The organism is Neptuniibacter sp. QD34_54, from assembly GCF_047778055.1.
In the GTDB taxonomy this organism is placed as follows: domain Bacteria; phylum Pseudomonadota; class Gammaproteobacteria; order Pseudomonadales; family Balneatricaceae; genus Neptuniibacter.
Genome location: NZ_CP180546.1, coordinates 1,042,398 through 1,067,067, shown reverse-complemented (window position 1 = coordinate 1,067,067; position 24,670 = coordinate 1,042,398). Strand labels below are relative to the sequence as shown.

Annotated in this window: 26 protein-coding genes and 1 tRNA gene; 10 read left to right on the top strand and 17 right to left on the bottom strand. The window is 44.8% G+C overall.

Annotated features, from left to right (window positions below; translation table 11 throughout):
- Nucleotides 1–25 precede the first annotated feature (25 nt).
- Together alr and ACMXYP_RS04670 are read left to right on the top strand one after the other, a co-directional pair.
- Nucleotides 26–1,102 carry an alanine racemase gene (gene alr / locus ACMXYP_RS04675; RefSeq protein ID WP_415883853.1) on the top strand — a complete coding sequence of 359 codons (1,077 nt, stop codon included), beginning with the start codon at nt 26–28 and terminating at the stop codon, nt 1,100–1,102.
- Between the two features lie 7 nt (nt 1,103–1,109).
- Complete coding sequence (locus ACMXYP_RS04670; protein WP_415883852.1) at nt 1,110–1,457, top strand: RidA family protein; 348 nt, start codon at nt 1,110–1,112, stop codon at nt 1,455–1,457.
- Between the two features lie 69 nt (nt 1,458–1,526).
- Here ACMXYP_RS04670 and ACMXYP_RS04665 read toward each other — a convergent pair whose 3' ends face one another.
- Genes ACMXYP_RS04665 through ACMXYP_RS04645 form a run of 5 tightly spaced genes read right to left on the bottom strand, consistent with a single transcriptional unit; the run spans nt 1,527 to nt 4,598 of the window.
- A complete protein-coding gene (locus ACMXYP_RS04665) occupies nt 1,527–1,808 on the bottom strand; it encodes a S24/S26 family peptidase (protein WP_415883851.1) in 282 nt (93 codons plus the stop codon).
- An 18-nt stretch (nt 1,809–1,826) separates the two neighbouring features.
- Nucleotides 1,827–2,327: a superoxide dismutase, Ni gene (gene sodN, locus ACMXYP_RS04660; RefSeq protein ID WP_415883850.1), complete on the bottom strand. Its 501-nt coding sequence runs from the start codon at nt 2,325–2,327 to the stop codon at nt 1,827–1,829.
- A 44-nt stretch (nt 2,328–2,371) separates the two neighbouring features.
- Complete coding sequence (locus ACMXYP_RS04655; RefSeq protein ID WP_415883849.1) at nt 2,372–2,785, bottom strand: hypothetical protein; 414 nt, start codon at nt 2,783–2,785, stop codon at nt 2,372–2,374.
- A 28-nt stretch (nt 2,786–2,813) separates the two neighbouring features.
- A complete protein-coding gene (locus ACMXYP_RS04650; protein WP_415883848.1) occupies nt 2,814–4,193 on the bottom strand; it encodes a class II fumarate hydratase in 1,380 nt (459 codons plus the stop codon).
- 30 nt (nt 4,194–4,223) lie between these two features.
- Nucleotides 4,224–4,598 (bottom strand): hypothetical protein, encoded by a 375-nt coding sequence (locus ACMXYP_RS04645; protein WP_415883847.1) that lies wholly within the window; start codon nt 4,596–4,598, stop codon nt 4,224–4,226.
- Between the two features lie 154 nt (nt 4,599–4,752).
- Here ACMXYP_RS04645 and ACMXYP_RS04640 point away from each other — a divergent pair, with 154 nt between their 5' ends.
- Nucleotides 4,753–5,013 (top strand): type B 50S ribosomal protein L31, encoded by a 261-nt coding sequence (locus ACMXYP_RS04640; protein WP_415883846.1) that lies wholly within the window; start codon nt 4,753–4,755, stop codon nt 5,011–5,013.
- A gap of 8 nt (nt 5,014–5,021) precedes the next feature.
- Nucleotides 5,022–5,162 carry a type B 50S ribosomal protein L36 gene (gene ykgO / locus ACMXYP_RS04635; RefSeq protein WP_415883845.1) on the top strand — a complete coding sequence of 47 codons (141 nt, stop codon included), beginning with the start codon at nt 5,022–5,024 and terminating at the stop codon, nt 5,160–5,162.
- 63 nt (nt 5,163–5,225) lie between these two features.
- On the opposite strand, the gene ACMXYP_RS04630 is transcribed toward ykgO, so the two are convergent.
- Both ACMXYP_RS04630 and ACMXYP_RS04625 read right to left on the bottom strand, forming a co-directional pair.
- Nucleotides 5,226–6,431, bottom strand: coding sequence for an OprD family outer membrane porin (locus tag ACMXYP_RS04630; protein WP_415883844.1), 1,206 nt, complete (start codon nt 6,429–6,431; stop codon nt 5,226–5,228).
- Nucleotides 6,432–6,699: 268 nt separating this feature from the next.
- Nucleotides 6,700–7,473: a substrate-binding periplasmic protein gene (locus ACMXYP_RS04625; protein WP_415883843.1), complete on the bottom strand. Its 774-nt coding sequence runs from the start codon at nt 7,471–7,473 to the stop codon at nt 6,700–6,702.
- Nucleotides 7,474–7,677: 204 nt separating this feature from the next.
- Here ACMXYP_RS04625 and ACMXYP_RS04620 point away from each other — a divergent pair, with 204 nt between their 5' ends.
- The gene (locus tag ACMXYP_RS04620) at nt 7,678–8,577 is read left to right on the top strand and encodes a diguanylate cyclase domain-containing protein (RefSeq protein WP_415883842.1); all 900 of its coding nucleotides are present in this window, start codon (nt 7,678–7,680) and stop codon (nt 8,575–8,577) included.
- A gap of 78 nt (nt 8,578–8,655) precedes the next feature.
- Here the strand turns inward: ACMXYP_RS04620 and ACMXYP_RS04615 are convergent, their stop codons facing one another.
- The 6 genes from ACMXYP_RS04615 to ACMXYP_RS04590 form a co-directional block, all read right to left on the bottom strand.
- Nucleotides 8,656–10,071 (bottom strand): xanthine/uracil/vitamin C permease, encoded by a 1,416-nt coding sequence (locus ACMXYP_RS04615; RefSeq protein WP_415883841.1) that lies wholly within the window; start codon nt 10,069–10,071, stop codon nt 8,656–8,658.
- A 523-nt stretch (nt 10,072–10,594) separates the two neighbouring features.
- The gene (locus tag ACMXYP_RS04610) at nt 10,595–11,236 is read right to left on the bottom strand and encodes a DUF4276 family protein (protein ID WP_415883840.1); all 642 of its coding nucleotides are present in this window, start codon (nt 11,234–11,236) and stop codon (nt 10,595–10,597) included.
- Nucleotides 11,233–12,324: an AAA family ATPase gene (locus tag ACMXYP_RS04605; RefSeq protein ID WP_415883839.1), complete on the bottom strand. Its 1,092-nt coding sequence runs from the start codon at nt 12,322–12,324 to the stop codon at nt 11,233–11,235. The genes ACMXYP_RS04610 and ACMXYP_RS04605 overlap by 4 nt, the downstream gene beginning before the upstream one ends.
- Nucleotides 12,325–12,938: 614 nt before the next feature.
- Nucleotides 12,939–13,015 (bottom strand) — tRNA-Val (locus ACMXYP_RS04600).
- Between the two features lie 344 nt (nt 13,016–13,359).
- Entirely contained in the window at nt 13,360–14,004 is a 645-nt protein-coding gene (locus ACMXYP_RS04595) for a response regulator transcription factor (RefSeq protein ID WP_415883838.1), read from the bottom strand.
- A gap of 19 nt (nt 14,005–14,023) precedes the next feature.
- The gene (locus ACMXYP_RS04590) at nt 14,024–15,379 is read right to left on the bottom strand and encodes a cache domain-containing protein (RefSeq protein WP_415883837.1); all 1,356 of its coding nucleotides are present in this window, start codon (nt 15,377–15,379) and stop codon (nt 14,024–14,026) included.
- A 73-nt stretch (nt 15,380–15,452) separates the two neighbouring features.
- Between ACMXYP_RS04590 and ACMXYP_RS04585 the strand changes: the two genes are divergently transcribed.
- Nucleotides 15,453–16,316, top strand: coding sequence for a DUF4922 domain-containing protein (locus ACMXYP_RS04585; protein ID WP_415883836.1), 864 nt, complete (start codon nt 15,453–15,455; stop codon nt 16,314–16,316).
- A 113-nt stretch (nt 16,317–16,429) separates the two neighbouring features.
- On the opposite strand, the gene ACMXYP_RS04580 is transcribed toward ACMXYP_RS04585, so the two are convergent.
- The 3 genes from ACMXYP_RS04580 to ACMXYP_RS04570 form a co-directional block, all read right to left on the bottom strand.
- Entirely contained in the window at nt 16,430–17,719 is a 1,290-nt protein-coding gene (locus tag ACMXYP_RS04580) for a TRAP transporter large permease (RefSeq protein ID WP_415883835.1), read from the bottom strand.
- 13 nt (nt 17,720–17,732) lie between these two features.
- The gene (locus ACMXYP_RS04575; RefSeq protein WP_415883834.1) at nt 17,733–18,269 is read right to left on the bottom strand and encodes a TRAP transporter small permease subunit; all 537 of its coding nucleotides are present in this window, start codon (nt 18,267–18,269) and stop codon (nt 17,733–17,735) included.
- Nucleotides 18,270–18,352: 83 nt separating this feature from the next.
- Nucleotides 18,353–19,429: a TRAP transporter substrate-binding protein gene (locus ACMXYP_RS04570; protein WP_415883833.1), complete on the bottom strand. Its 1,077-nt coding sequence runs from the start codon at nt 19,427–19,429 to the stop codon at nt 18,353–18,355.
- A 621-nt stretch (nt 19,430–20,050) separates the two neighbouring features.
- Here ACMXYP_RS04570 and ACMXYP_RS04565 point away from each other — a divergent pair.
- From ACMXYP_RS04565 to ACMXYP_RS04550, 4 genes are all read left to right on the top strand, one after another.
- On the top strand, nt 20,051–20,380 hold the full coding sequence (locus ACMXYP_RS04565; RefSeq protein WP_415883832.1) for a hypothetical protein: 330 nt from the start codon (nt 20,051–20,053) through the stop codon (nt 20,378–20,380).
- Nucleotides 20,381–20,644: 264 nt separating this feature from the next.
- Nucleotides 20,645–22,054, top strand: a complete 1,410-nt coding sequence (locus ACMXYP_RS04560) for a sensor histidine kinase (RefSeq protein WP_415883831.1) — start codon at nt 20,645–20,647, stop codon at nt 22,052–22,054.
- Complete coding sequence (locus tag ACMXYP_RS04555) at nt 22,047–22,538, top strand: hypothetical protein (protein WP_415883830.1); 492 nt, start codon at nt 22,047–22,049, stop codon at nt 22,536–22,538. Before ACMXYP_RS04560 ends, ACMXYP_RS04555 begins: the two co-directional genes overlap by 8 nt.
- Nucleotides 22,535–23,854: a sigma 54-interacting transcriptional regulator gene (locus tag ACMXYP_RS04550; RefSeq protein WP_415883829.1), complete on the top strand. Its 1,320-nt coding sequence runs from the start codon at nt 22,535–22,537 to the stop codon at nt 23,852–23,854. Before ACMXYP_RS04555 ends, ACMXYP_RS04550 begins: the two co-directional genes overlap by 4 nt.
- A 30-nt stretch (nt 23,855–23,884) precedes the next feature.
- On the opposite strand, the gene ACMXYP_RS04545 is transcribed toward ACMXYP_RS04550, so the two are convergent.
- Nucleotides 23,885–24,535, bottom strand: coding sequence for a class I SAM-dependent methyltransferase (locus ACMXYP_RS04545; RefSeq protein ID WP_415883828.1), 651 nt, complete (start codon nt 24,533–24,535; stop codon nt 23,885–23,887).
- Between the last annotated feature and the right edge of the window lie 135 nt (nt 24,536–24,670).

Genomic DNA, 24,670 nt, shown 5'->3' with positions numbered 1-24,670 from the left:
TCTGAACCAACAGTCCGGAGTGAGTATGGCTAGAGCAGCCACAGCAACCATTAACTTAGATGCTATTCGACATAACTATCGCTTAGCTAAATCTGCCGCCCCCGATCAAGGAGCGTTAGCCATTATCAAGGCTGATGCCTACGGTCACGGCGCAGTTAAAGTTGCACAGGCCCTAGAAGATGAAGCCGATGGTTTTGGTGTTGCATGTATTGAAGAAGCAGTAGAGCTTCGCGAAGCGGGCATCAACAAACCAATCCTTCTATTAGAAGGCTTCTTCTCAGCCGATGAACTGAACTATATCTCTGATAAAGAGCTATGGTGCGCTATTCATAGCGTGGAACAGATCGATATTCTGGCTAAAGCTGACATAGATAAACCTATTAACGCTTGGCTAAAAATGGATAGTGGCATGCACCGCTTAGGTGTGAAGCCAGAAGATTACGCTGCTGCGTTTGAAAAACTGTCTCAGCTAGATCAGGTCAAAGAGGTAGTTCTGATGAGCCACTTCTCATCTGCTGACGAACCTGAGCTTTCAGCCACCAATGAACAGATCCAACGCTTTGATGCAGTAGCCGCAACTCTCGATGCAGCGGTTAGCTTAGCAAACTCTGCAGGCACGCTCGCACATGAAGATGCCCGCAGAGATTGGCAGCGTCCCGGCATTATGCTGTACGGCGCAACGCCATTTGCTGAGTCACAACCACTGGCCGATCAACTGCAACCAGCGATGACCCTAAGCTCTGAAGTGATCGCAGTGCGTGAGCTTGAGGTGGGCGAACCCGTTGGCTACAGCCAAACCTGGAGATGCAGCCGCCCAAGTAAGATCGGCACAGTTGCGATCGGTTATGCCGATGGTTATCCACGTCATGCTAAAAGTGGCACACCAGTTTTAGTCGATGGACATAAAACGCAAATCGTTGGTCGCGTTTCGATGGATATGCTGGCAGTAGATCTGACAGATATCCCGACGGCTAATGTCGGCAGCCATGTGGAACTGTGGGGAGAAAACCTTCCTGCGACTGATATAGCCAAGTGCAGCGATACTATCCCTTACACCCTATTTACCGGCATTACCCGCCGCGTACATAAGAAATATATTTGAGAACACAATGAGTATTGAACGTATTGAATCTACTGATCGCATGAGCCGTATTGTTAAGCACAACGGTACCGTTTACCTATGCGGTCAAACTGCTGGCGAAGCACAGTGGGACATTGCAGAACAAACACAACGCTGCCTAGATAAGGTTGATGACCTACTTGCTAAAGCTGGCAGCAGCCGTAATCAAATCCTTTCTGTAACCGTTTATATCCGAGACATGAAAGACTTCGCAGCAATGAACGCTGTATGGGATGCATGGGTTGCTGACGTAGAAAAACCAGCACGTGCATGTGTTGAAGCGCGAATGGCCCGCCCAGAAATTCTAGTAGAGCTATCTGTTACGGCGGCTTACTAATACGCCATAAAAAAGGGGATCAAATGATCCCCAAAATTCGCCAGAAAACTCTACTCCAGCTACTAGTCGCTATTTTTTTATTTTAAAAATCACCTTGCCGTACAAATTATCCAAGCCAAACCATCCCATCTTTTCAGAAGCTAAACTCGTCGGGTTATCCCCTTCCAACAAATAACGTCCATCTAGGTCTATAGCTGCCACCCGTTTAATCATTCTTTTATATTCGGGGTGATCACACACAACCAAATCGCCAACATTGATGCGTTTTAACCTCCGCCATACACAGACGAAGTCTCCAGCGCTTAATGTAGGAAACATACTATCTCCAACGATTTTGACGATGTTTAGCATTCGATAACCTAGTCTGTTTTAACCCAATTTTGGATAAGTAACCTGTTCTGCAGGCGGATAAGGACATGTCGCCGTAAAAGTCTCTACGCCCTTTGTTTTCCAGAAGGCTTCTGCAAATGTATTTACGCGATTCAGAAGATCTAATGCAGCTTCGCGATCAATGTTTTGTTTAACTTTTGATGCCTGCAGCATAATGCCGTGCACTTGATCATGAGCATCTGGAATCTGTTCAAATTGCGGTGCTTTAAAGTAGTCACCCCAAATCACTCGTACTTCTTCTTTCACTTGTAGCGCATGCTTTTCTTTCTCAGAAACCAAACGCGCTAATTGTGCTTGTTGAGCCAAGGTTAGAGGCTCACCCGTATCTAGTTCGGTAATCAGATCGACCATACGAATAACGGTTAATGCCGCAATTTGTGCCGTCGCAGGGTCATAAATCTTACATGGGATATCACAGTGAGCTTTTGCTGTCGTAAACGCTAACTTGCTATCCATTGCACTTAAAATTTTGTGAAGCATGGCACCTATCTCCTTCGGCCTTTCTAAAATTCAAATTGATATGATTAATGGAGATGCAGGCCATTACAGCGCGGCTGCATCTCATGAGGTAATTCGGCGTGGTATTTATGGAAAAAGCGATTCCATTCTGTATGCAAACAATTCCCTGCTCTTAATACAGCGATTTTTTGCAGTTCACCTAATTGCTGTTCTGCCAATAAGCCTTGCAAGTAGATCGAGGCATCCTCAAAAACCTCTGCAGCCTGAACCACTTGGTCCAAAGCGATGTAGGTATCAGCCAAATTAAAGTGGCTAACCATCACCGCAGAGAGCATTTTGTCCGCATCAGGATCAAGCTGACTCTCAAAACATCTCACCGCTTGCCGCAACGCTCGCTGGCATAACTCCAATGCGGTGTAATAACAGTGTGTTTCATAGGCCTTGTTCGTGGCCTTCATCAACTCTTCCCATTGCTCCATGCTAAGCCTCCCTGCTTTGCTGTGAAATTTATAAACCGCCTTGGGTTAACTTGGCTGGATCGAGTAATTTCTGTAACTCTTCCACCGATAGATCGGTATTTTCTGCCGCAACTTCAACGACAGGTCGTCCCTCTTTATAAGCCTGCTTCGCAATCTCAGCCGCCTTCATATAGCCAATAATAGGGTTCAGAGCTGTTACCAAAATTGGATTACGAGACAGCGCATGGTTTAGCTGTCCTTCATTCACCTTGAAGCTGGCAATTGCTTTATCCGCCAGTAGACGGCTTACGTTGCTTAGCAGCTTGATGCTGTTGAGCAAATTGCTCGCTACTAAAGGCAACATTACGTTCAACTCAAAATTGCCCGACTGGCCTGCTACGGTAATAGCAGCATCATTACCAATCACCTGAGCAGAGACCATTGCTGCTGCTTCTGGAATAACGGGATTCACTTTACCCGGCATGATCGAAGAACCTGGCTGTAGCGCTTCAAGCTCGATTTCCCCAAGGCCAGCTAGAGGGCCAGAGTTCATCCAACGTAGATCATTGGCGATTTTCATCACGGAGACAGCTGTCGCTTTCAGTTGACCAGACAGTGCAACCGCAACATCTTGTGAAGCGATATGCGCAAAGAAATCATCTGCAGGGGTAAACTCCAAACCGGTAAGTTGGCTTAGTTCGGCATTAAAGTTTTTAGCAAACTCAGGATGGGCATTAATGCCTGTACCTACGGCAGTACCGCCTTGTGCAAGGCTCTGCAAAGTTGGCTGAATCTGTTTTAGATGATGAATATTTTGCTTAATTTGAGTCGCCCAACCGTTAAGTGGTTGGCTCATCCGAACCGGCATCGCATCCATCAGGTGAGTACGCCCTGTCTTCACATAACCATCAACGGCTGCAGCTTTATCTTCAATCGCTTTCTGTAGATATTCCAACGCCGGTAACAGCTGCTCTGATAGTTCAACTGCAGCACTGATATGAATACTGGATGGGATAATGTCGTTACTACTTTGACCACAGTTGATGTGATCGTTTGCACCTACATTGTCGCCATAAATATCAGACGCAATTGCAGCCAATACTTCGTTAGCATTCATATTGGAGCTTGTACCAGAACCTGTCTGGAACACATCTACCGGGAAGTGACGCATCAGGTCATCTTCATTTAGCAATTGCTCAACCGCTTGAGCAATCGCACTACCCATCTTCTCTGGAATTTGATCTAGCGTGACATTGGCTTTTGCTGCCGCAGCTTTAGCTTGTAACAGAGCGCGAATAAATGCCTCTGGCATCGGCTGACCACTCACAGGAAAGTTATTCACAGCACGCTGCGTTTGGGCTGCATATAAAGCATCAACAGGCACTTCTAGCTCGCCCATACTGTCTTTAGCTATACGTGTCTTACTCATCTTATTTATCCTTATTTTTCCTGACTGTGGTTAACGGCTTAGACCTGACAGTACGTAATGACAGGTCATGTTCAGCTCATACTTAAGCTTGCACAGGTAAGCCTGCCCATCCCGATTATTTGCAAACAACCGCGCCAATTGGCCAAGAGGCTTATTGATGTTATCTAGGCAGCAACAACGCCAATGACTAGGTATGAGTTCATCCGCTACCGTATCTAACAATAGACGGAACTGACGTTCATAGTGCTGCTTCAGCGATTCCACACTCTTCTGCCGGCATGTATCTATATCCAAGTAATGACTGATCAAACTTGGATTGTCCGGTTCTTTTGCAAAACGTATCTGCTTCTGGACATGTTGCAGATATTCGTTAATTGGCGAATCAAACTGAGCTGTTTGCGACATAAAAACAACCAAATCTAAATGATAATTACTTTCACTATACATTAGATTTAATTTACCGCAAGAAATACACATCAAGAATCCAGAATAAATGAGATTGAAAATGATTCTCAATCATATATTATGTTATGTCATAACATTTAAGAGATAAGCAAAAATGAAAAAAGGCATCCACCCTGATTACGACTACGTTATCTTCCGTGACACCAGCTGTGGTCAAGATTTTCGTATCCGCTCAACTGTTAAATCATCTCAGACTGTTGTTTGGGAGGATGGCAATACATACCCACTTGTTACACTAGATATATCCAGCGCATCACACCCTGTTTATACCGGTGAAAAACGTCAGGCGAAATCTGAAGGACGTATTGCTCAATTCAATAAACGCTTTGGTAAACAACAGCGTGCATCTAAATAGGAATAGCAATGCAGGTACTGAGCTCTTTAAAAACAGCTAAGAAACGCCACCCAGATTGTCAGGTTGTGAAGCGTCGCGGAAAACTTTACGTGATTTGTAAATCAAACCCGCGCTTTAAAGCACGCCAAGGAACAGGCAAGAAGAAATAAAACTAGAGAGGATGCAAAAAAACAGGGGCCCTAAGGCCCCTGCGTTCTCAAGCGGGAAAATGCTTAAAGAAGATTGATTGGGTAATCCAAGATCAAACGGATATCACTGATGTTAGGAACAACAGAATCATCACCATTCACCTGCGCAACACGCAGTTGAACACTCAGATCTTTCGCCTTACCACTTTGTACAGTGTATTTAGCATCTAGGTTTGTTTCACGACGCTGACCATCTGTACCACCATCGTAATCAATATCCCAAGCTTCAGTGTGACGCGCCATTAGATGTAAGCCTGGAATTGAAGGAACATCGTAATCTACGCGGAACTGAAGAGCCTGCTCATCATCTGCGTTAAAATCTAGTAGCTGTACTGCACCGTAAGTGAAGTACTGAGTATCATCTTGACCGCCCCACTGAACGTTATAACCATCATTACCACCCACAGTTTGATAGTTAACAGTGTATGCCCAGTTACCTTTAGCAAAACGTGCAGTCAAGCTTGTTAGGTGGCTGTCGTAATCTGCCAATAGGTGGCCATCATCTTCACCACGCATATGGCGCGCATCTAGAGTTACGTCATACTCACCCATCTTAGTTGGGTAAGTAAGGTTTAACCAAGATTGCTTCATGTAATCATCAGCTACAGCGTACTGAACTTCTGCTTTAAGACCATTAGCAAACGTATAGTCACCACCAACAGAAGCAATACCGTAATCTTCGCCGTTTACTTCATACTCATCAAAGCCCTGACGAGTGTTACGTGAAGCTTCATCTGAATAGAACGCATAAAGGTTCATATTATCCAATGCAATATCGCCGTAAATCGCCTGCGTGCTTGGCGCAGATAGGCGTGACTGAAGATCGTTCAGTAGAGGCGTCATCATTACCATGCGGCCTGCACGGATATTTACATTATCCAGAGGCTTCAGTTTAACGTATAGGTTTTCAACTGCTGTATAACCATTACCACCTGCCGCCAACACGTCAGATAGGTTATCGGTCTTATCGTTTTCCAAAGCCACAACTTCAGTAACAGTTGCATCAAAACCAACGAAGCCACCAAAGTATGGAGAAGCAACGTCGAGTTTGAACGCTTGACCCGCAGCAATAGTGTCTGGGATACCCTGATCAAAATCACGGTTCATGTAGAAAGTACGTAAACCTAAATCAACTTTAAAACCGTCATTTTGCGCTTCAGCCGCGATGCTGGAGCCGCTAGCTACTGCACCGAATGCCAGAGCCGCTACGCTTAGTTTTTTCTGAAACATAATAATGTAACAAACCTGAGTTATTATTTGCGAAGGTGGCTATTTTAAGAAAATAAAGGCAGGCTTTTTCTTTGTAATTTTCAGGTTTGCAGGGTTTAACGCTCGAAACTGGTGCGTTCGCAGAAGAATCCATCAAAAATGACAATTTTCGTCATTTAAATATCATTTTCGCTGGTGTTTTTTAGGTGAATGCACCATGAAGGGTGGAACTTTTTCTAACTTTCACAGTCCTTCGCAGCATCAAATAGCGCTTTCAAAACGCATCTAACTATTCTTCTCGCCAATCAGTCATACCGTATTTAGAAAGTATTTCCTGTAACTGACCGCTCTTGCGTAATCGCTCTATTCCATCGGAAAGAATCTGAGCGTATTCCTGAGACTCACCTATAACCGGAGAAAAAGCGATATAGGACTTTTCAAACTCTTTTGCACTACCCGCGACTTTAAAATGATCAGCCTTATTTAGAAGATTCGCGGTGTACCAAAACACAGGTTCAGCTTCGACCAGCATATCGATCCGCTTCAAAGACAGCATCTGTATACCTCGATGAAGGGGCTGCTCGCTTCCCAACATTGTCACACTATCGGAGCTATTATTCTGAATATAATCCCGCAATTCATCGCCATAATCGTAACCACTAATAGCAGCTAGTTGATGGCCTTGCAGCGATTCGACCCCTTGATACTGCCAATTCGAATCTTTATGTACAAAAAAGGTATTACCCAAAATTGCCAACTCTTGCTCAGGTAGAACAAACCCCGGCACATCGCCTTTAAAGGCACCAACTACTGCATTGATATGTCCTTTCTTCGCTTCCTGAATAGCACGAGACCAGTTCATCTCTATGTACTGAACCTCTATCCCCTTCTCTTCGAATACATCTGTAGCTACCTCGATCATAAAACCTGGTAAAGGCGCATTTGCCTCGCAATTAAATGGGCACCAGCGATCCGCAGCAATTACAATCTTTTCCGCTGATAATCCGATTGAGGAATATACCAAGAGAAGGGCTGCACAAAATATCCTAAGTATTTGAGACATCGTCATCCAAAACAAACATCAAGCCTTACAATGTAATACAGAAGAAAGACTCCCTCAATACACCCAATTCCTATAAGGGTTTTACCCACTAAAAACCTCTAAAAGCCATACAAAAAGTCAAAAGGCCCACACAAAAAACTTTAACTTTCATTCAAGAAAAACAGCTACTAGGCTTACTTAAGGTTCTAGGGATATAGGTAGCGCGTGGATAAATCCGAATTAGACCAACTACAACAACGGCTCAATCTTTTTGAAGCGATTGCAGATAACGCTACAGCAGTTATTGCAGCTAAAGATTTGGATGGACGTTACCTCTATGTAAACCAAGAGTATTCCCGTTTATTCCACCAAGAAAAGCAGAGCTTCTGCGGTAAGACCGATCATGAAATATTCCCCGAAGATATTGCTACGGCTTTTCGACAAGCTGATTTACAAGTGATCGAGAGAAAGGAAGTCATTACCGTAGAAGAAAAAGCTCCCGTTGATGGTAACATTCGTGACTACCTATCGATTAAATTCCCCATCACTGATTCTGAAGGAAAAATATTTGCGACTGGCTTAGTCGCCACCGATATAACGAAACGAAAAGCAGCAGAACAAGAAGTCCTACGTTTATCCCGCGTCGATCATCTCACTCAAGTCGCTAATCGCTCCCTACTCGAAGAACGACTGGGGGAAGCCATTGAAAAAGCAAAAGCGCATAACCAGTTGATCGGTGTAGCCATCGTTGATTTAGATGAATTTAAACCCGTTAATGACACCTACGGTCATCACGTGGGCGATTCCGTTTTAAAGCTCATGGCGGAAAGGCTTATGCACTCTTGTCGTAGTTCGGACACTGTTGCGCGATTAGGGGGGGATGAGTTTGTCGTAGTTTTAGAAGATCTAGAGACAATGCAGGATGCCATATCTTCACTCCATCGTAGTGTCGAGACTCTCCATGACACTTACCATATAGAATCAAAAACCATCAAACTTAGCGCGAGTGCCGGTCTTGCTTTTTACCCTCACCATGGCACCGAGATCATTCCACTGTTAAAAGCTGCGGACGAAGCGCTTTACAAAGCTAAGAGACAAGGTAAAAACCAAGTACAGGTGGCTTAAACGTTATGTTCTGTATTTTTCATAGGACTTACCATAAAAAAACCCGATCGAATGATCGGGCTCTAAAACCTATATGGTTTAAGCTATCTCTTTTTCCTTTTGTTTTGGCTGAGCATCATCGCCATCGGCAAATATGACCTCGTCTCCCGGATTGTGCTTACCCATCAGTTTCGGACGCTCAATCAAGAAGTACAAAATCAAGCCAATACCTACTGCATACACTGTAGATTTTGGATCAGGCATCGCTAGTGTTACCGCAACAATACCCGCAACACCACGCTCGGTTGGGTTCTTCAACTGCTCCATACCCACCATGATGCAGATATAAGCCGTTAGCACCAACGTCAGCGATAGCGCGATTGGCAATACAGGCTTAAACAGAGTCACTAGAGGTAAGATAAAAAGCGCGACTAAACCCGTGATCCAGAACGTACCACCGCCACTGTAGATAGAATCCATCGCCTTACGACCCATCGCGTAACGCTCAGCTACCGTTGCGTGTGCAGCAGTCCATAAAGGCCCTGCCAAACCCGGCCATGGCGCAAAGAAAGCGTGAATACCGTTACGGATCGCGGTTACTAAGTGAACACGGTCTACGCTAGATTCGATCTTTTCATCGTCACGAATATGGTCAACACGATCTACCAAGGTAAAACCAACAATGATGTCACCAAAAGCGATTACGTAAGCAATAATGGCAGTCGGAATAGCTAATAAGAAAACATCTAAATCAGGGAAACCAACCGCAAAGACTAGATACTCAGCCATCAAAGCGAAATCTGGTTGAGTGATGCCCCACTCAATTGCTGGCAGTGGATATTCACCTACAGACCAACCCACAACCATCGCAATCAACATACCCGGTACCATGCCGAAGTTAGCGATTTTCTTGGCTAGTGGATTGGAATCAATCACGTTTTTAAACGATAGTGAGAACAACACGTAAGCAGAAATAATCGAACCAACGATAAGAGAAACTGGTGTCGCATCAATTCGGCCACCCACCTTAAGTTCGCCCATCATCGCAGCAATACCCGCCCCAATGATAATTCCCGCTTTAAGAGAGTTAGGAATAACATTCACCAACTTAGAGCCCCAACCTGTAGCCCCTAAGATAAGGAATATCAGTGTCACCTCAATCTGCAAAGCAAACATCGCTTTGATCGCTTCAGGACCAGGTTCAAAACCATTGAGGTAAAGAATGACGACAGGAATCGCCGGTGTAATCCAGCCCGGAACCAGAGGGACACCCAGTAAGGCCGGAAGAATATAACCGAGGCCAGCAATAAACGTGAAAGCAAGGGCAGCTTCATACGGCATACCCAAATACTTCTCCAGTAATGGAATCATTGCCAAACCTACAACGAACATCACCAAGCCCTGAATAATCTCCGGGGTCTCTAAACGGTAATGCACTAGCGGTAGTCGAATTTTGAATGGCCCGAACCCCCAATACGGGTGCTCAGCTCCATGACTTCTTTTTATCAGTGCCATTTTGTCCACCTTGCTGCGTTAAAGATTGATCAGAAAACACTCATCCTGACCTAGGTGGAGCCACCATAATTTGCTGCAACGCAGTAAGCGACATTAGAGCATTCTACTTTAGTAAAAAAACACCCCTAAAGTATTAGGGTTTTCCCCAATTAAAACAAAGCATTACAAATAAAAACAGAATGTTACAAAAGATTACAAATACATACACATCTTTAACAAGCAGGTATAAAGGCAGGGAAAATACGGGAATATTCGGCTTTTCTTTCGGCGGTGCGGAATAACTATTTAATGTGTGTATTTGAAGGGATTGGTTTCGCTCGGCTCGAATGCAAAGAAATTCACACATCGCAGAATTCAAAAAGCCCGCAACAAGTGTGGGCTTCTCTTAAAAAGGACTTTATCCCCTTTATTTCTATCCATTCTCCCGAACAAACTGTTGTTCGTTATCACCTTGAGCTCATACCCTTACTAGCCAAACCGCCATTTTGCCCCTATAAATTTATTCAGAGGTAAGCGTTAGCAATTACCTCAATTGTTCTATGGAGCGAATCCATCCATCAAAATGAGGACATTGCGCCCTCATTACATCAATACCTATATCCTCGGCTATCATCGGTCCGTGTAATGTTTTCTTATAAGCAGGGATTACTGCGAGAATTCGTTTTGAAGGCGCTGTCTCTGGACTGTTGTTGATCTCTTCAGGTGTCGCAAAGTTGGCTTTAATTTCCTCTAACCTGGCAACCGCTCTTTGATCATCAAACCAATCTTCAAACTTAACCGGATCACAAAAAAGTAATGCTTCAAATTCATGCATAGCAAAATATGGCAAAAAATTTCGTTCACTAATATCATGCGCAAATGCATCTTGGAGTAACTGAACTTTTTGCATCGCATCGCCTTGCGCTATAGCAAATGATGGGAAGTCTGTCGGCAATCCATAGTAGTCAATCAGGGTAGTCACATAAGCCCCTGAATCACTTCTACATAACCTCGTGACTTGGTGCTTAACCTTACCATAGCTAACAATTCCACCTTTATTACCGGGGCTAGTCTCAGCCAAAATGGCATTTAGCCAAATACCTTGACGAGTAAAATAAGGTGCAAGCACATCACGTACGAAGGTTTCTTCCGTTTGACCTTCAACAAAAACGTTAACTCTGGTCATCGCTGAGGCCTACCCCCCAATAGGTTTTTCTTCCAGAGCTCGCCAAGGCTGTAATCCTCTAACCATTCACTTAAAGCCTCTGAATTTAATCGTTTAAAAGTCGATGCTCCTTTGTACTTGTCCACGACAATCAAATCCTCAGCCTCAAACTGGTTTACCAACTCTACTGACTGAGTCGATATGATAAGCTGGTGTTCATTACTTGCACTCTTAATAAGTTCCGCTAAGACATTGATGGCATAGGGATGCAAACCCAGCTCTGGCTCATCCACAATAATCGCGCTGGGCATATATTCTTCAGGCTGAAGCATGACTGTTGCCAGCAAAATAAATCGCAACGTTCCATCAGACAGTTCACTCGCCTTGAAAGGTACATCTTGTTCTTTCTCGGTCCATTCAAGTTGGATGTAGTCTTCGTTATCAGGGCTAGGACGTAGATAGAAATCACCAAAGAAGGGGGCGACCATCTGAATAGTCTTTACTATTCGCTTATACTGGCTGAAATGGTTTTTCTTCAGACGGTAGAGAAAAGCTGCAAGGTTGCCGCCATCTTCTCGAAGGTAATCGTTATCATTGATACGATGTGTCTGTTTAACCTTTGCACTATCACTCGTATCATGGAAATGGTAGACACGCCAGCGGCTCATAATCGGCAATGTGTATTGTTTGATACCAGACCTATGCTTATCAGCTTCCGACTCAAAATGTCCGGAACAGACACCTTTATCACCACTCATGTTCCACCACAAAGCCTCTCGCTGGAACATCATACGATTGTCATTAGTAGGTTCTAACTCAAACTTATAACCATTATTTCCGAAATAAAGTTCAGCTTTAAGCGCCTCGGTTTTCTTTCGACCGTAATAGAGTAATGCGTCAGGTCCGCCTGCTTTACCTACAAGCGACTGCAAACGATGATCAAGGAGTACCGCGATCAAACGGAAGAAGCTTATAAAGTTCGATTTGCCAGCACCGTTGGCACCGATCAAAACATTGAGGCAGCCCATCTCCATCTGACAATGCTCGATGGATTTATAACCTTCGATCACTATCTCACTTAGTTGATCGCTATCATTAACGGGTTTCATGCCTTTGCCTTCTTACGATTAACTGATTTTTAGCAGAGTTTACCAATCTGGTTCAAATCTATTTATATAACAATGCCTGCACAACGTTTTAGCGCTAATAAGCTCTGGGGATGGGAACAACCTTTCCCACGTAGTATATAAATCGGAATTATCAGGCTGATTATTCATGATACTGAATAATAAGGAAAAAGTCAGACAGTTGGTTATGCTGGGCAAGGAGTGGGGATCATTTTAACGGGTACGTCCCAGCTAACACGCCTAAGTAACGGGATCAGCAAAGTATGTGCTAATAAAAGGATTAGAGCCGTTTATATTCTCTCCCTTTAAGCTAAAAGCCCGCAACAAGTGCAGGCTTCTTTAAATATTGGTAGGACTAGGCAGATTATACGTCGCTACGCTCCTTCCCCTTCGGGGCTATCGTCGCAGGCTCCGATGTGGTCTCGCTTCGCTCGGCTCGAATGCCTTCAGCAGTTATTCGTCGCTCCGCGCCTCACCCTACGGGCCGTCGTCGCGGGCTCCGACGTTATCTCTCTGCGTTCGATTCTCATCTGTCCTAGGATTCACATATCGCAGAATGCAAAAAGCCCGCAACAAGTGCGGGCTTCTTTAAAACTTGGTAGGACTAGGCAGATTCGAACTGCCGACCTCTACCATGTCAAGGTAGCGCTCTAACCAACTGAGCTATAGTCCTATATCTGTATCGCGATAAGTTGCGATCAGGTGTTGGCGTATTATACGCAGCCACTTGCTTTGATCAAGCAGCAAAAAGTAAATAAAGGGATAATTGCCCTTTCGAACCGGTAAGTAAGACCAAGCAGATTATACGTCGCTCCGCTCCTTCCCCTTCGGGGCTATCGTCGTAGGCTCCGCTGTTGTCTCGCTGCGCTCGGCTTGAACCGCCGACTTCCACCATATCAGGTTAGCGCTCTATCTAACTGAGCAATAGCCCTGAAGAGAGGCACTTTTCGGTCAGGAATTAGCGGGGGCCATAGACAGGCACTGTAAGTGGCTCAAGTAAAGATTGGTATTTACTGCTTAATCCACCAAGTTGTTCTCTATCGCGTAACGCGTTAGGCCCGCTGCAGTGTGGATATCGAGTTTATTTTTGATATTTTGACGGTGGGTTTCTACTGTACGAACAGAGATATCTAACTCACGCGCGATCTCTTTATTGCTGTTGCCTTCGGCCACCAGCTTAAGTACATCTTTTTCACGACCCGTTAATGGCTCTTGTTCTTCTTCAACTTCGACAGGTACCGCTTGTTCAAACTGGCTGAACAGCGCTTGAGATGCGCCGGAGCTAAAGTAAGTGCCGCCGCGGTAGATGGTTTCGATAGCTGAGATAAGTTCTTCTGAAGAAACGTCCTTCAAGACATAACCGGCAGCGCCGCATTTGATCAGTTTAACGATGTATTCACGATCATCATGCATGCTTAAGATCAGCACTTTGATATCAGGCTGTTCTTCACGGAATCGTTCGGTAGCTTCAAAGCCATTCATCACAGGCATGGAGACATCCATAAGCACGACGTCTGGCTTCACTTCGGCAGCGAGCTTAAGTGCCTGCTTGCCATCATTAGCCATGCCCACCACTTCCAGTGATTCTTCACCTTCTAAACGTGCACTAATGCCATCTAACACTAATGGATGATCATCTACTAACACGACACGTATTTTCATATTATCCACTGTATTCAAGTTAAAGAATTGTAAACCCTGCACGAATCCGCGTACCTGCCCCTATTTTACTTTTCACACCAAAACGACCACTTAACAGTTCGGTACGTTCTCGCATATTTAGTAAGCCGATGCCTGAAGCTGTCTTCCCTGGAGAGAACCCTTTGCCATCGTCCGTTACTTCGACCCAAATATACCCTTCTCGCGACCAAATGCGCAGCCCTACTTGAGTAGCCTCTGCGTGTTTTTCAATATTGGTCAGTGCTTCTTGGGCAATACGGTACATGGTGATTTCGATATCATCAGGCAATCGTTGTTCTGGCAGCTCTAAACGGATATTGGTCTGTATGCCGGTACGCTCAGAAAACTCTGCGATCATACTGTGCAGTGCTGACTCTAAGCCTAGATCATCAAGCTGTATAGGACGTAGATCGTGGGAGATACGTCGTACCTCTTGAATCGCCATATTCAGGACGTCGCAGCCTTTGTTCAGATCGTTGGCGGCCGATTCATCCTGTTTGAGTAACTTATCTCTCGCGAGCTCCAATCTAAACTTAACCGATACCATTAACTGGTTAATACCGTCATGGAGTTCTCTGGCAAAGTTACGACGTTGGCTCACTTGGAACTGCACATAGCTATGAGCAAGTTCACGTAAACGTTTATCGGCAAGCTGGGAAGCATGCATGTTAATTGCGATACCCACTAAGGCAATCACGATGATAGTGCCCGCCAAAATCACCACAACGGTAAAGAAGGTATTACGAATATTACGGGTTACTTTAAGCCGGATTGAGGCAACCTCTTTGGCAATATCATCGATATATAAACCGGTGCCCATCATCCAGTTAAACTTGGGGATCTCGACCACATAACTGAGCTTATCTTCTAGATCACCCTTAGAGGGCTTTTTCCAAACATAGCGGTAAAAACCACCGCCTTTTTTCGCCACTTCGATGAGATCTCGGATCACCATCTTGCCGTTTTCATCTTTAAGATCCATCAGGTTTTGACCGATCAACTCATGCTGGATCGGATGGACCAAATTGACTCCCTGACGGTCATAGACAAAGAAGTAACCATCTTCTCCGTAGGTCAGGCCATCGAGAATGTTTTTAACTTTTTCTTCAGCAACTTTATCACCCGGCTGAGCATCTTTGACGATATGCTCAATTGAGTTCATCGCCAGCTCTACGTAGTTTTGTAGCTCTTGGCGTTTAGACCGCAGTAGATTTTCTTCGAAGGTATGAATCTCTTGCTCAGAGAGGTGCTTGGCTTGGGTCAAACTGATCATGGTAACAGCCACAGTCACCATCACTAGTGGCAGAATGGAAAGCAGTAGGATTTTAGTTTTTAAAGAGGCTGTAACCCGTTTCATTGGTACTAGCTTTCCTGATCATTTCGGCTGATAGTTAAGGTTCCAGTATAAAGGATGCGGGGTATAACACTCCATGGATTTCTCACTATGGTCCAAGGCTGAAGTGCTTTACACATCGGCATCTCGCCGCGGCGAGTTAAAAAGCCTGACCACCTCATCGCATAAGGTTCAAGAAGGCGAGCTACAGTTTCAACTAAGGCAATTATCCAGCTTAGAAGAGAAGGCCAAAGCCAAATCAGCGACATCAAACAACGACCCTTTTCTTCCCCACGAACCGAGTCTTTATGTTGGTCCTGTGGGTGACAATCATAAGTTACTGCTGAACAAGTTTAACGTCTTAGAGCAGCATCTGCTGTTAGTAACCAATCACTTTGAGCAGCAAAACATTCTGCTTTCGCTCGATGATTTTAGCGCCTTATATCAATGCTTAACCCAAGGCCCGGCGCTCGCTTTTTATAATAGTTCAGCCGAAGCCGGTGCTAGCCAACCTCACAAACATCTACAGCTAATCCAGTTAAATGAAAACGCAGCTGATCTAATTCCCTTCAGCCCGCAGCTTGAGCAACTTCATGATGAAGTACCACGAAAGTTAGATTCCCTCCCCTTCGAACATGCGGCACTCGCCCTGCCGAATGATCTGTTCGACGGGCACACATCTGAAGATTCAGCAACTCAATTACAGCACTTGTATGATCGACTGCGTACAACCCTGTCACTAGAAAGCTCGGGGGATAAGACCGTGCCACCACACAATCTGCTACTCACTCATGAGTGGATGATGGTCGTGCCACGCAAGCAGGAATCCTTTCAAGGTATTTCTCTGAACGCCCTAGCCTTTGTGGGATCTATCTTGATAAAGGATAAAGCCCAAGCCGATCTAATTACGCAACAAGGGCTTTGCAAAGCGCTGTCAGAAGTTAGCGGTTTACTTGTATAAAACAGCTAACCCCAGACAAAAAAGCGCCCCGATAAACGGGGCAAATGGGAATGAACCATTAATTGGGCGGTTACCCGCCCAGAGAGAAGAGTGATAACGGCCACTCAACCGTCTTACGCCAAACCATAGAATCCTGGGAATACTAGGATTGAGATAACAACCGCTACCTGCATCAGGATGAAAGGCATAACACCCTTATAGATATCCATTGTCTGTACATTAGGTGGCGCAACACCTTTGAGATAGAACAGACTGAAGCCAAATGGCGGAGTTAAGAAACTTGTTTGTAGGTTCATCGCGATTAGGATCGCAAACCATACCGGCGCAATACCTAGCGCATCAGCAACCGGTGCCAAGATCGGTACGATGATGAAACTGATCTCTACGAAGTCGATAAAGAAACCTAGGATCAAAATCGCAAGCATAGATAGGATCAAGAAGCCCTGAGCACCGCCTGGTAAATCAGATAGAACTTCCTCAACAATGTAGTCACCACCGGTGTAAGTGAACGCCATAGAGAAGGCTGTCGCACCCAACAGGATCGCAAACACCATCGCTGTAACTTTTACCGTTTCAGTTGCAGATTCTAGAACCATCTTCCAGCTGAACTGTCGGTACATAGCCGCCAATACGATTGCACCTACGCCACCTAGTGCAGAAGATTCTGTTGGTGTCGCAATACCTGCGAAGATAGAACCCAATACAATCAAGATCAGCGCTAGTGGTGGAATGATCGCTTTAAGCGCTTTTATGTATTGCTCGCGCTTAGAATCAACATCGTCGTCTAAAGGCAATGCTGGCGCCGCTTCTGGCTTAACAAAGCTGTAGATTAGGATGTAAACAACGTAGATACCGATCAACATTAGACCTGGACCAACCGCTGCTTTAAATAAGTCACCCACAGGGATACCCAGTACATCACCCAAGATAATGAGGATGATCGATGGCGGAATAATCTGACCTAGCGTACCAGACGCACAGATCGTACCGCAGGCAAGTGACTTGTCGTATTTGTACTTCAACATTACCGGTAGCGAGATCAAACCCATTGCTACAACAGATGCACCTACTACACCGGTAGAAGCCGCCAGCAACGCACCTACCAATACAGTAGAGATTGCCAAACCGCCGCGAACACCGCCAAACAGTTTACCCATGGACTCAAGCAACTGCTCAGCCAACTGAGTTTTCTGTAAAACGATACCCATGAAAATAAATAGAGGAACCGCCATCAATACCGTGTTTTCCATAATGCTCTGAATACGGAACGGCATGAAAGCAAACATTTCAGCGCCTTCAGCAAATACACCGAAGAACAACGCTACACCACCAAAGGTAAAGGCAACTGGGAAGCCGACAAGCAGCATCAACAGCGCCACAACAAACATAATAATACCAATCATTACTAAACGCCCCTTAGTGCTGTGGTGGTTGGTAATGATCTTCTTTGGTGTTGCCCAAGAAGATGTTTAAAGATTTAAGGAACAAACCGATACCGCTAATTAACATGGCAAAGAAAGCAAAAGGGATAACGGATTTGATAATCCAACGATAAGGAAGACCACCTGGATCGCCCGAGGTCTCGCCTAATTCAAATGATTCACGCGCAAAATCGATACCGTACCAACCAACTAGGGCACAGAACGGGAAGAGCAGAAATACACAACCCAACATATCGATCATTGCTTTGGTTTTGCCTGATAAACGTTCGTAGATCAGGTCAACACGTACGTGGCCACCGACCCGTAACGTGTAGGACACACCTAATAGAAATACTGCTGCATATAGGTGCCACTCTAATTCTTGCATCCCGATGGAGACATCATTAAAGACATAGCGCATTACAACGTCGATAAAGACATTGAACAGCATGATTACAAATAGAACTGCAGAGATCTTGCCCATCAAATCTGAAAAGCTGTTGATCACCTGCTCCAGTCTCACTAGAAACATGATTTCTCCTAGAAGATTAAGAAGTTGGTGCCCCGGATCGGGACAATGTCCAGAGCACCAACGAGGGGGTTCTTACGACTCGATTACTTAGACAAGCTGTTTAGGTAAGCTTTGTCAGAGATATCTGTCCATGCACGTGCTTTTTCCATGTACGCAGACTGAGACTCAAGAATTTTCTTAGCTAGTGGGTCAGCTGCTGCTTTTTCAGCAAGTAGCTCATCGTTAGCTTTACGCATTGCGCCGATTACTTCAGCTGGGAAAGATTTAACCTGAATGTTAGGGAATTCAGTTTTCATGCTTGCCCAGTTTTCAGCAGAAGAGTGGTAAGACTGGATGTACATATCGTACGCCGCAGTACGCATTGCTGTTTTAAGGATCTGCTGAAGATCTGCTGGTAGACGCTCAAACTTCTTCTTGTTGATCAAGAACTGAAGTTCAGTCGCAGGCTCATGCCAGCCAGTGTAGTAGTAAGGAGCGATCTTGTGGAAACCCATACGTAGGTCAAGAGAAGGACCTACCCACTCCAATGCATCAATCGTACGACGCTCAAGTGCAGTGTAAAGCTCACCTGCTGGAATATTAGTTGGTTTCGCACCTAGCTTAGCTAGTACTTCACCCGCGAAGCCAGGGATACGCATTTTCAGACCTTGTAGGTCTTCCAGAGAATTGATCTCTTTCTGGAACCAACCGCCCATCTGGTTACCTGTGTTACCACCAGGGAAGGACATTAGGTTGAACTTGCCGTAAACCTCATCCATTAGTTCCTGACCACCACCGTAGTAGAACCAACCGTACTGTTCAGGTGCAGTCATACCAAATGGCATAGTTGTGAAGTAAAGCGTATTTGGTACTTTACCCTTCCAGTAGTAAGACGCGGAGTGACCCATGTCATACTGACCAGAGCGAACCATATCGAAAACACCTAGTGGTGCTTTGTGCTTGTTCTTAGAGTCGATTTGAATTTTAAGACGGCCGTTGGACATCTCTTCAGCCAGCTTAGCCATGTTTTTAGTCGCGTCACCAAAAACAGGGAAGTTAGTTGGCCAAGTTTCTGCCAGTTTAAGCTTGTATACCTTATCAGCAGCCATTGCTGGCGTAGCCAGTACTGCAGTACATGCAGCTGCAGTAATTAACTGCTTAGGAAAAGTCATTTTGAACATTTTTATTATCATCCTCTCTCTATAATCCGCGTTTTTAAACCGTCATATAAGTGTGGTCGCACCTGAAACAATCTCCTGTCCACCCCAACTACGACCACAGCTAACACTGCTAAAACTATAACCATGCTAGCTCTTATAGTCTTACACAGCATGCCATACCCCGATATTGGGATAAATGCGCATAAGTACTAGATAGATTACTTAGATGACGTACGTAGTACTACGTAGCCCAATCTATGATAGAAGAAAAATATGAGTTTTCACTCTGAGCTATTTTTTATCTATCGATATAAACATGATTTAAACGAAGCTATACCTAGCTTTTAGCGGCTTTGTAGCCACCTACACTGCATAATATATACGCCTGTCGCTAAAAAGAAACCACATAACCCTTTGATTTTATTAGATTTGAACAATTAACAACCAGCCCACTGTCTCTTATTGGCGACAGTTATCACTCCTTTTTGGTCCCTTTTTTAACTGCCAAAATACAAAACCCAGAATAAATATTATAACTATCTGTTTTATATGAACTTTTAAAAAGTGGCACACCACTTGATATATCCCTAGCGAATTTAAATTTTTTGTTATTACCCGATCTATTTCGTTAAGGAGAAAAATATGAAATCTGCAGCACTTACTCTAGCGTCCATGCTTTGTGTTTCTACAATTGCTTTTGCTGAAGAAACAAAACCTGCTGAAGTTGTTAAGGACGTACAACCTGAAGTGATGACTCAAGAAGCACCAAAGGCAACAAGCATTTTCGAAAAACTAGATGAAAACAAAGATGGCAAAGTTAGCCCTCAGGAAGCGCAGGTTTCTCCAGCGCTGGTAAAAGGCTTCAATAAAATTGATGCCAACAAAGATGGTTTTCTTAGCCCAGATGAGTTCTCTCAACTACAAGTTAAGGCGACAACGTCTTACGTAGCTTCTAAGAAGCTATTCGTTTAAAGGGTTCACTTGTTGGTATAAGACTAGCCCCACTGATTCCGAGACAGCCTCAGCTCAGTTAGTCGAGTACCAACAGGTAACAAGTTGATTCAGAGCATCCATGTCCACAACATAGCCGCCAGCTCTGTTTTAACATGGCCGGTGATCAGGATGATCCCGGCCACCCCTCCCCCTTAATCCGTCTATCCACAGATAATGGAGACTACCCAATTAAGGCGTAATTGATGGATAATACTCATACACTTGTTTAACTATGATTGTTTAATGACCAAATCGACTCGCCAACCTTGGCGACTCAGCTCATTGAAGCAGCTGGTACTTCTATCCTTTTTGGTTGTCGTAACACCTTTCGGCATCCTCATTTTTTACGCTACTGATGCTCTTGTAGAACAGTCGGCGCAGGGCCGTGTGCTCGCGCAACAAGCTTTAGAGGTTACGCGTAGAGGCCAACAACTCGAACGATTAGCCGAAGATATCACCCGCTCGGCAAGGCAATACCAGATTCTAGCTAAGCCTGAAATTCAAGAACGTTTAAATCAGTATTTGTCGGAATACAGACAAGCGCTGGTCATCCATAGCTTCCTGCTTAATGAGCAGAAAAAAGCAAACGAGATCACTGAATTACTCGAAGGCATTGAGCGCGCTCACCCAATTGAAGCCAATTCATTACTAAGCCTCACCCGTGTGATTAACGAACAAATCGACTTAGTCTTAGATCAACGCTTACAAGCGCTTAACGAAACCGCGCAGACAACACAGACTAAATTAAGTACCTTGGCGATTGTTCTTCTCGGATTAGAAGCCCTGTTAATCCTATTTTTCAGTTTTAAAATTATCCGTCCAGTTAACCGGATCGCCGCGCGCTTACAAGCATTAGGTACCGGCGAAGAATATACTGGTGCCAAAGTCGGCGGACCAGCTGAGTTGGTTGAGTTAGACCGACAGCTTGATTGGCTAACAGAGCAACTAGCCGAAGTAGAAAACGAGAAACAGCGTTTTTTACGCCATATGTCACACGAATTAAAAACGCCTTTGACCACGCTACGTGAAGGATCTGACCTTCTAGCAGAGCAGATTATTGGCGATCTTAATACCAGCCAGCTTGAAGTGGCTAATCTACTACAGACTAACTCTCGTCAATTGCAGTCTTTGATTGAGCAACTCTTGGACTACAGCCGATTAAATCAGAATGAACCGGTTAACTTCCATCAAGTACATGTATTGCCGGTTATTAACGAAGCGATTGAACCTTATAAGCTATTGCTCGAACAAAAGAAGATGCAGGTACAGCTGCCACAAGAAGATATCGAATGGTTTACTGACCGAGCAATGCTTATCCGTATTATCGGCAACCTGATATCAAACGCGGCCCTCTATGGAAGCTCCAGTGGTCGCTTGCTGGTTAGCACCAACGTACAGGCAGACTATCTGGTTATAGAAGTGGGTAACGACGGCCCCATTATTCCTGATGAAGATATTCCACACCTATTTACACCGTTCTACCAAGGCCAAAATCGACGCATTGGACCTGTTAAAGGCTCCGGTATCGGATTGAGTATTGTTAGAGATGCCGCTGACTCATTAGGTGCCCACGTCACTTTACATCGCAATCAGGATAGCTTTGTCAGCTTCCGCGTCAGCCTGCCAGTTAAAGAGCTTAATACCCATGATTAAATACGCTCCACTCATCTTGTTACTGTTTCTACAAGGGTGTGAATTTGTACCGACAAAGTCACCTATGCCTGAACCAGAAGTAACAGAGAAACCAATCTGTCGTATCAACGAAACACGACTTGATCAGTTACAAGGCATTGAAAGCCGCTTTCTACAAAAGCCTGATCAGCGCAGCAACATCATGCAGCGAGCTATTCGCAGTAAAGACAGCGCCCTATTAGCTCTACTTTTATCAACACCGCTTTCTTCAACAGAGCAATTACAGCAAGCCAAACGTAATTTCTCTAAAATTGTGCTCTACCCTCACCCATCCTGCCCTGGGGATCGTTACCTAGATATTCGTAACCAGTTCGCAACCGCGTTGTTATGGATGCGAGCGGAGCAGGATAATTTGTTAGAAGAGAATCGAAACCTGCAAGTTAAAATCGATGCCCTCACCCAGATTGAAACCGATCTAAACAATGAGCGTGAGGTACAAGAATGACCCCTCACGTTTTATTGGTAGATGATGATGCATCTCTACTAAAACTACTTTCAATGCGCTTAGAGGCCAGCGGATTTAAAATTAGTTGTGCAGAGAGCGCTGAACAAGCACTTGAGATTCTTGATGATCAGATCGACCTGGTCATCACTGACCTTCGTATGGAAGGTATGGACGGCCTTGCCCTTTTCCAACAACTGCAACAACGCTATCCGCAGCTGCCAGTCATCATCATTACGGCTCATGGCTCAATCCCAGAAGCAGTAACGGCAACTCAACAAGGCGTTTTTGGCTTTCTCACCAAACCTATCGATAGAGACCAGCTGTTAGAAACAATTAATTCAGCCCTTGCGGGTACAAGTCGATCCGATAGTACATGGCGCAAAAATATTATCTGTCGCAGCCCAATTATGGAGAGCTTGCTTCAGGAAACAGAACAGATCGCAGGCTCCGATGTGAGTGTGCTCGTTACAGGCCCAAGCGGTAGTGGTAAAGAGCTATTAGCCAACGCTATCCATCAAGCAAGTCCACGCCATAAAAAACCGTTTATTGCGATTAACTGTGGTGCGCTACCAGAGCAACTTTTGGAGTCCGAACTGTTCGGTCACGCCAAAGGCGCATTCACTGGAGCTGTCAGCAAGCACGAAGGTCTTTTCCAAGCAGCCAACGGCGGAACTTTGTTTCTGGATGAGATTGGCGATATGCCGCTATCTCTTCAAGTTAAATTGTTACGCGTTCTACAGGAAAGACAAATCCGACCAGTGGGTTCTACCGACACAATTCCTGTCGATGTGCGTGTCATCTCTGCCACCCACCGCGATCTGGAAGTGGCAATGCAAGAGCAACAGTTCCGAGAGGATCTTTTCTACCGCCTTAATGTGGTGAATCTTCATTTACCACCGCTTGCTGAACGACCTGAAGATATTCCGCCATTGGCTCGCCACTTTGTTGAGCAAGCAGCAGCGAAGCATAACCCCAAGGTAAAGAATATCTCCTCAGATGCGCTTCAGGTTCTAGCTCAATCGGCTTGGCCCGGTAATGTCCGTCAATTAGAGAATGTTATCGAGAAGGTAACGGCTTTAAGCACTACGCCAGTCATATCTGATAGCGCCGTTAATCGAGCTTTGGTCAATCAGGATCAGGTGATCCAGAACTTTAACGACGCCCGCGCTGATTTTGAAAAGCGCTATCTCAGAAAGGTATTACAGATTACCGAAGGCAATGTTTCTCAAGCGGCAAAAATAGCGGGAAGAAATCGTACCGACCTCTACAAGCTATTGAAAAAACATGGTTTAGAAGCTGCGGATTACAAAGCTTAAACAGACAAAGAATGCTCTTTGATTAAGAGATTAAAGAGCATTCTTACGTGCGATGATAAACACTTCCATATCTTTATGGCCATAATGCCATTGGCTCTCAATGCTAAAGCCAGCGGCTTTAATCTCATCGGCCAATTCATCTTCTGTGATCACGAATAGATCGGGCATTAGCCCAAAACACTTCCCCACTGGCACAATCAGTTTAAGAAAGCGCATGTAAGAACCACCCAAACAACCGGTACTACTCACAAAAACGCCACCGGGTTTTAAGATTCTAGCGACCTCTGCAATCACCGCTTGCCAGTTGGGAATCAAATGAATCACATTTAAGCCCAAAACCGCATCAACGCTTTCAGTCTCAGCATTGAAATCATGTAATGTCCCTAGATGAAAATCGACATTCCCTACACCTGCTTCTTGCGCTCTTTCTCGCCCAATTTCCAACATATTTTCGGAGATATCTATGGCATCAATATGACCAACAAATGGCGCATGATGGATAGCAGTCGTACCTGTACCACAGCCAAACTCAACCACACGCATATCAGCAGAAAAGTAACTTTGCGTTTCCTTTAATTTCTTTTGATACATCGCTTCATTGGGAACGGCTTTTTGCGAATACTTTGCAGCAACGCGATCCCAAAACTTGTCCGACTCTATTTTATTCACAGGCTTGTTCATCTATCCCTTTCCTTTGGGCTATTTTAAAAAGCGGCCTTCAAAATAACGTAGATGCCCGACCATGTAAAAAGTCAGTAATTTCTGGTTTAACCCTCAAAGATTTGATTGCGCCGAAGAAGTCCTCCAATTCCTACA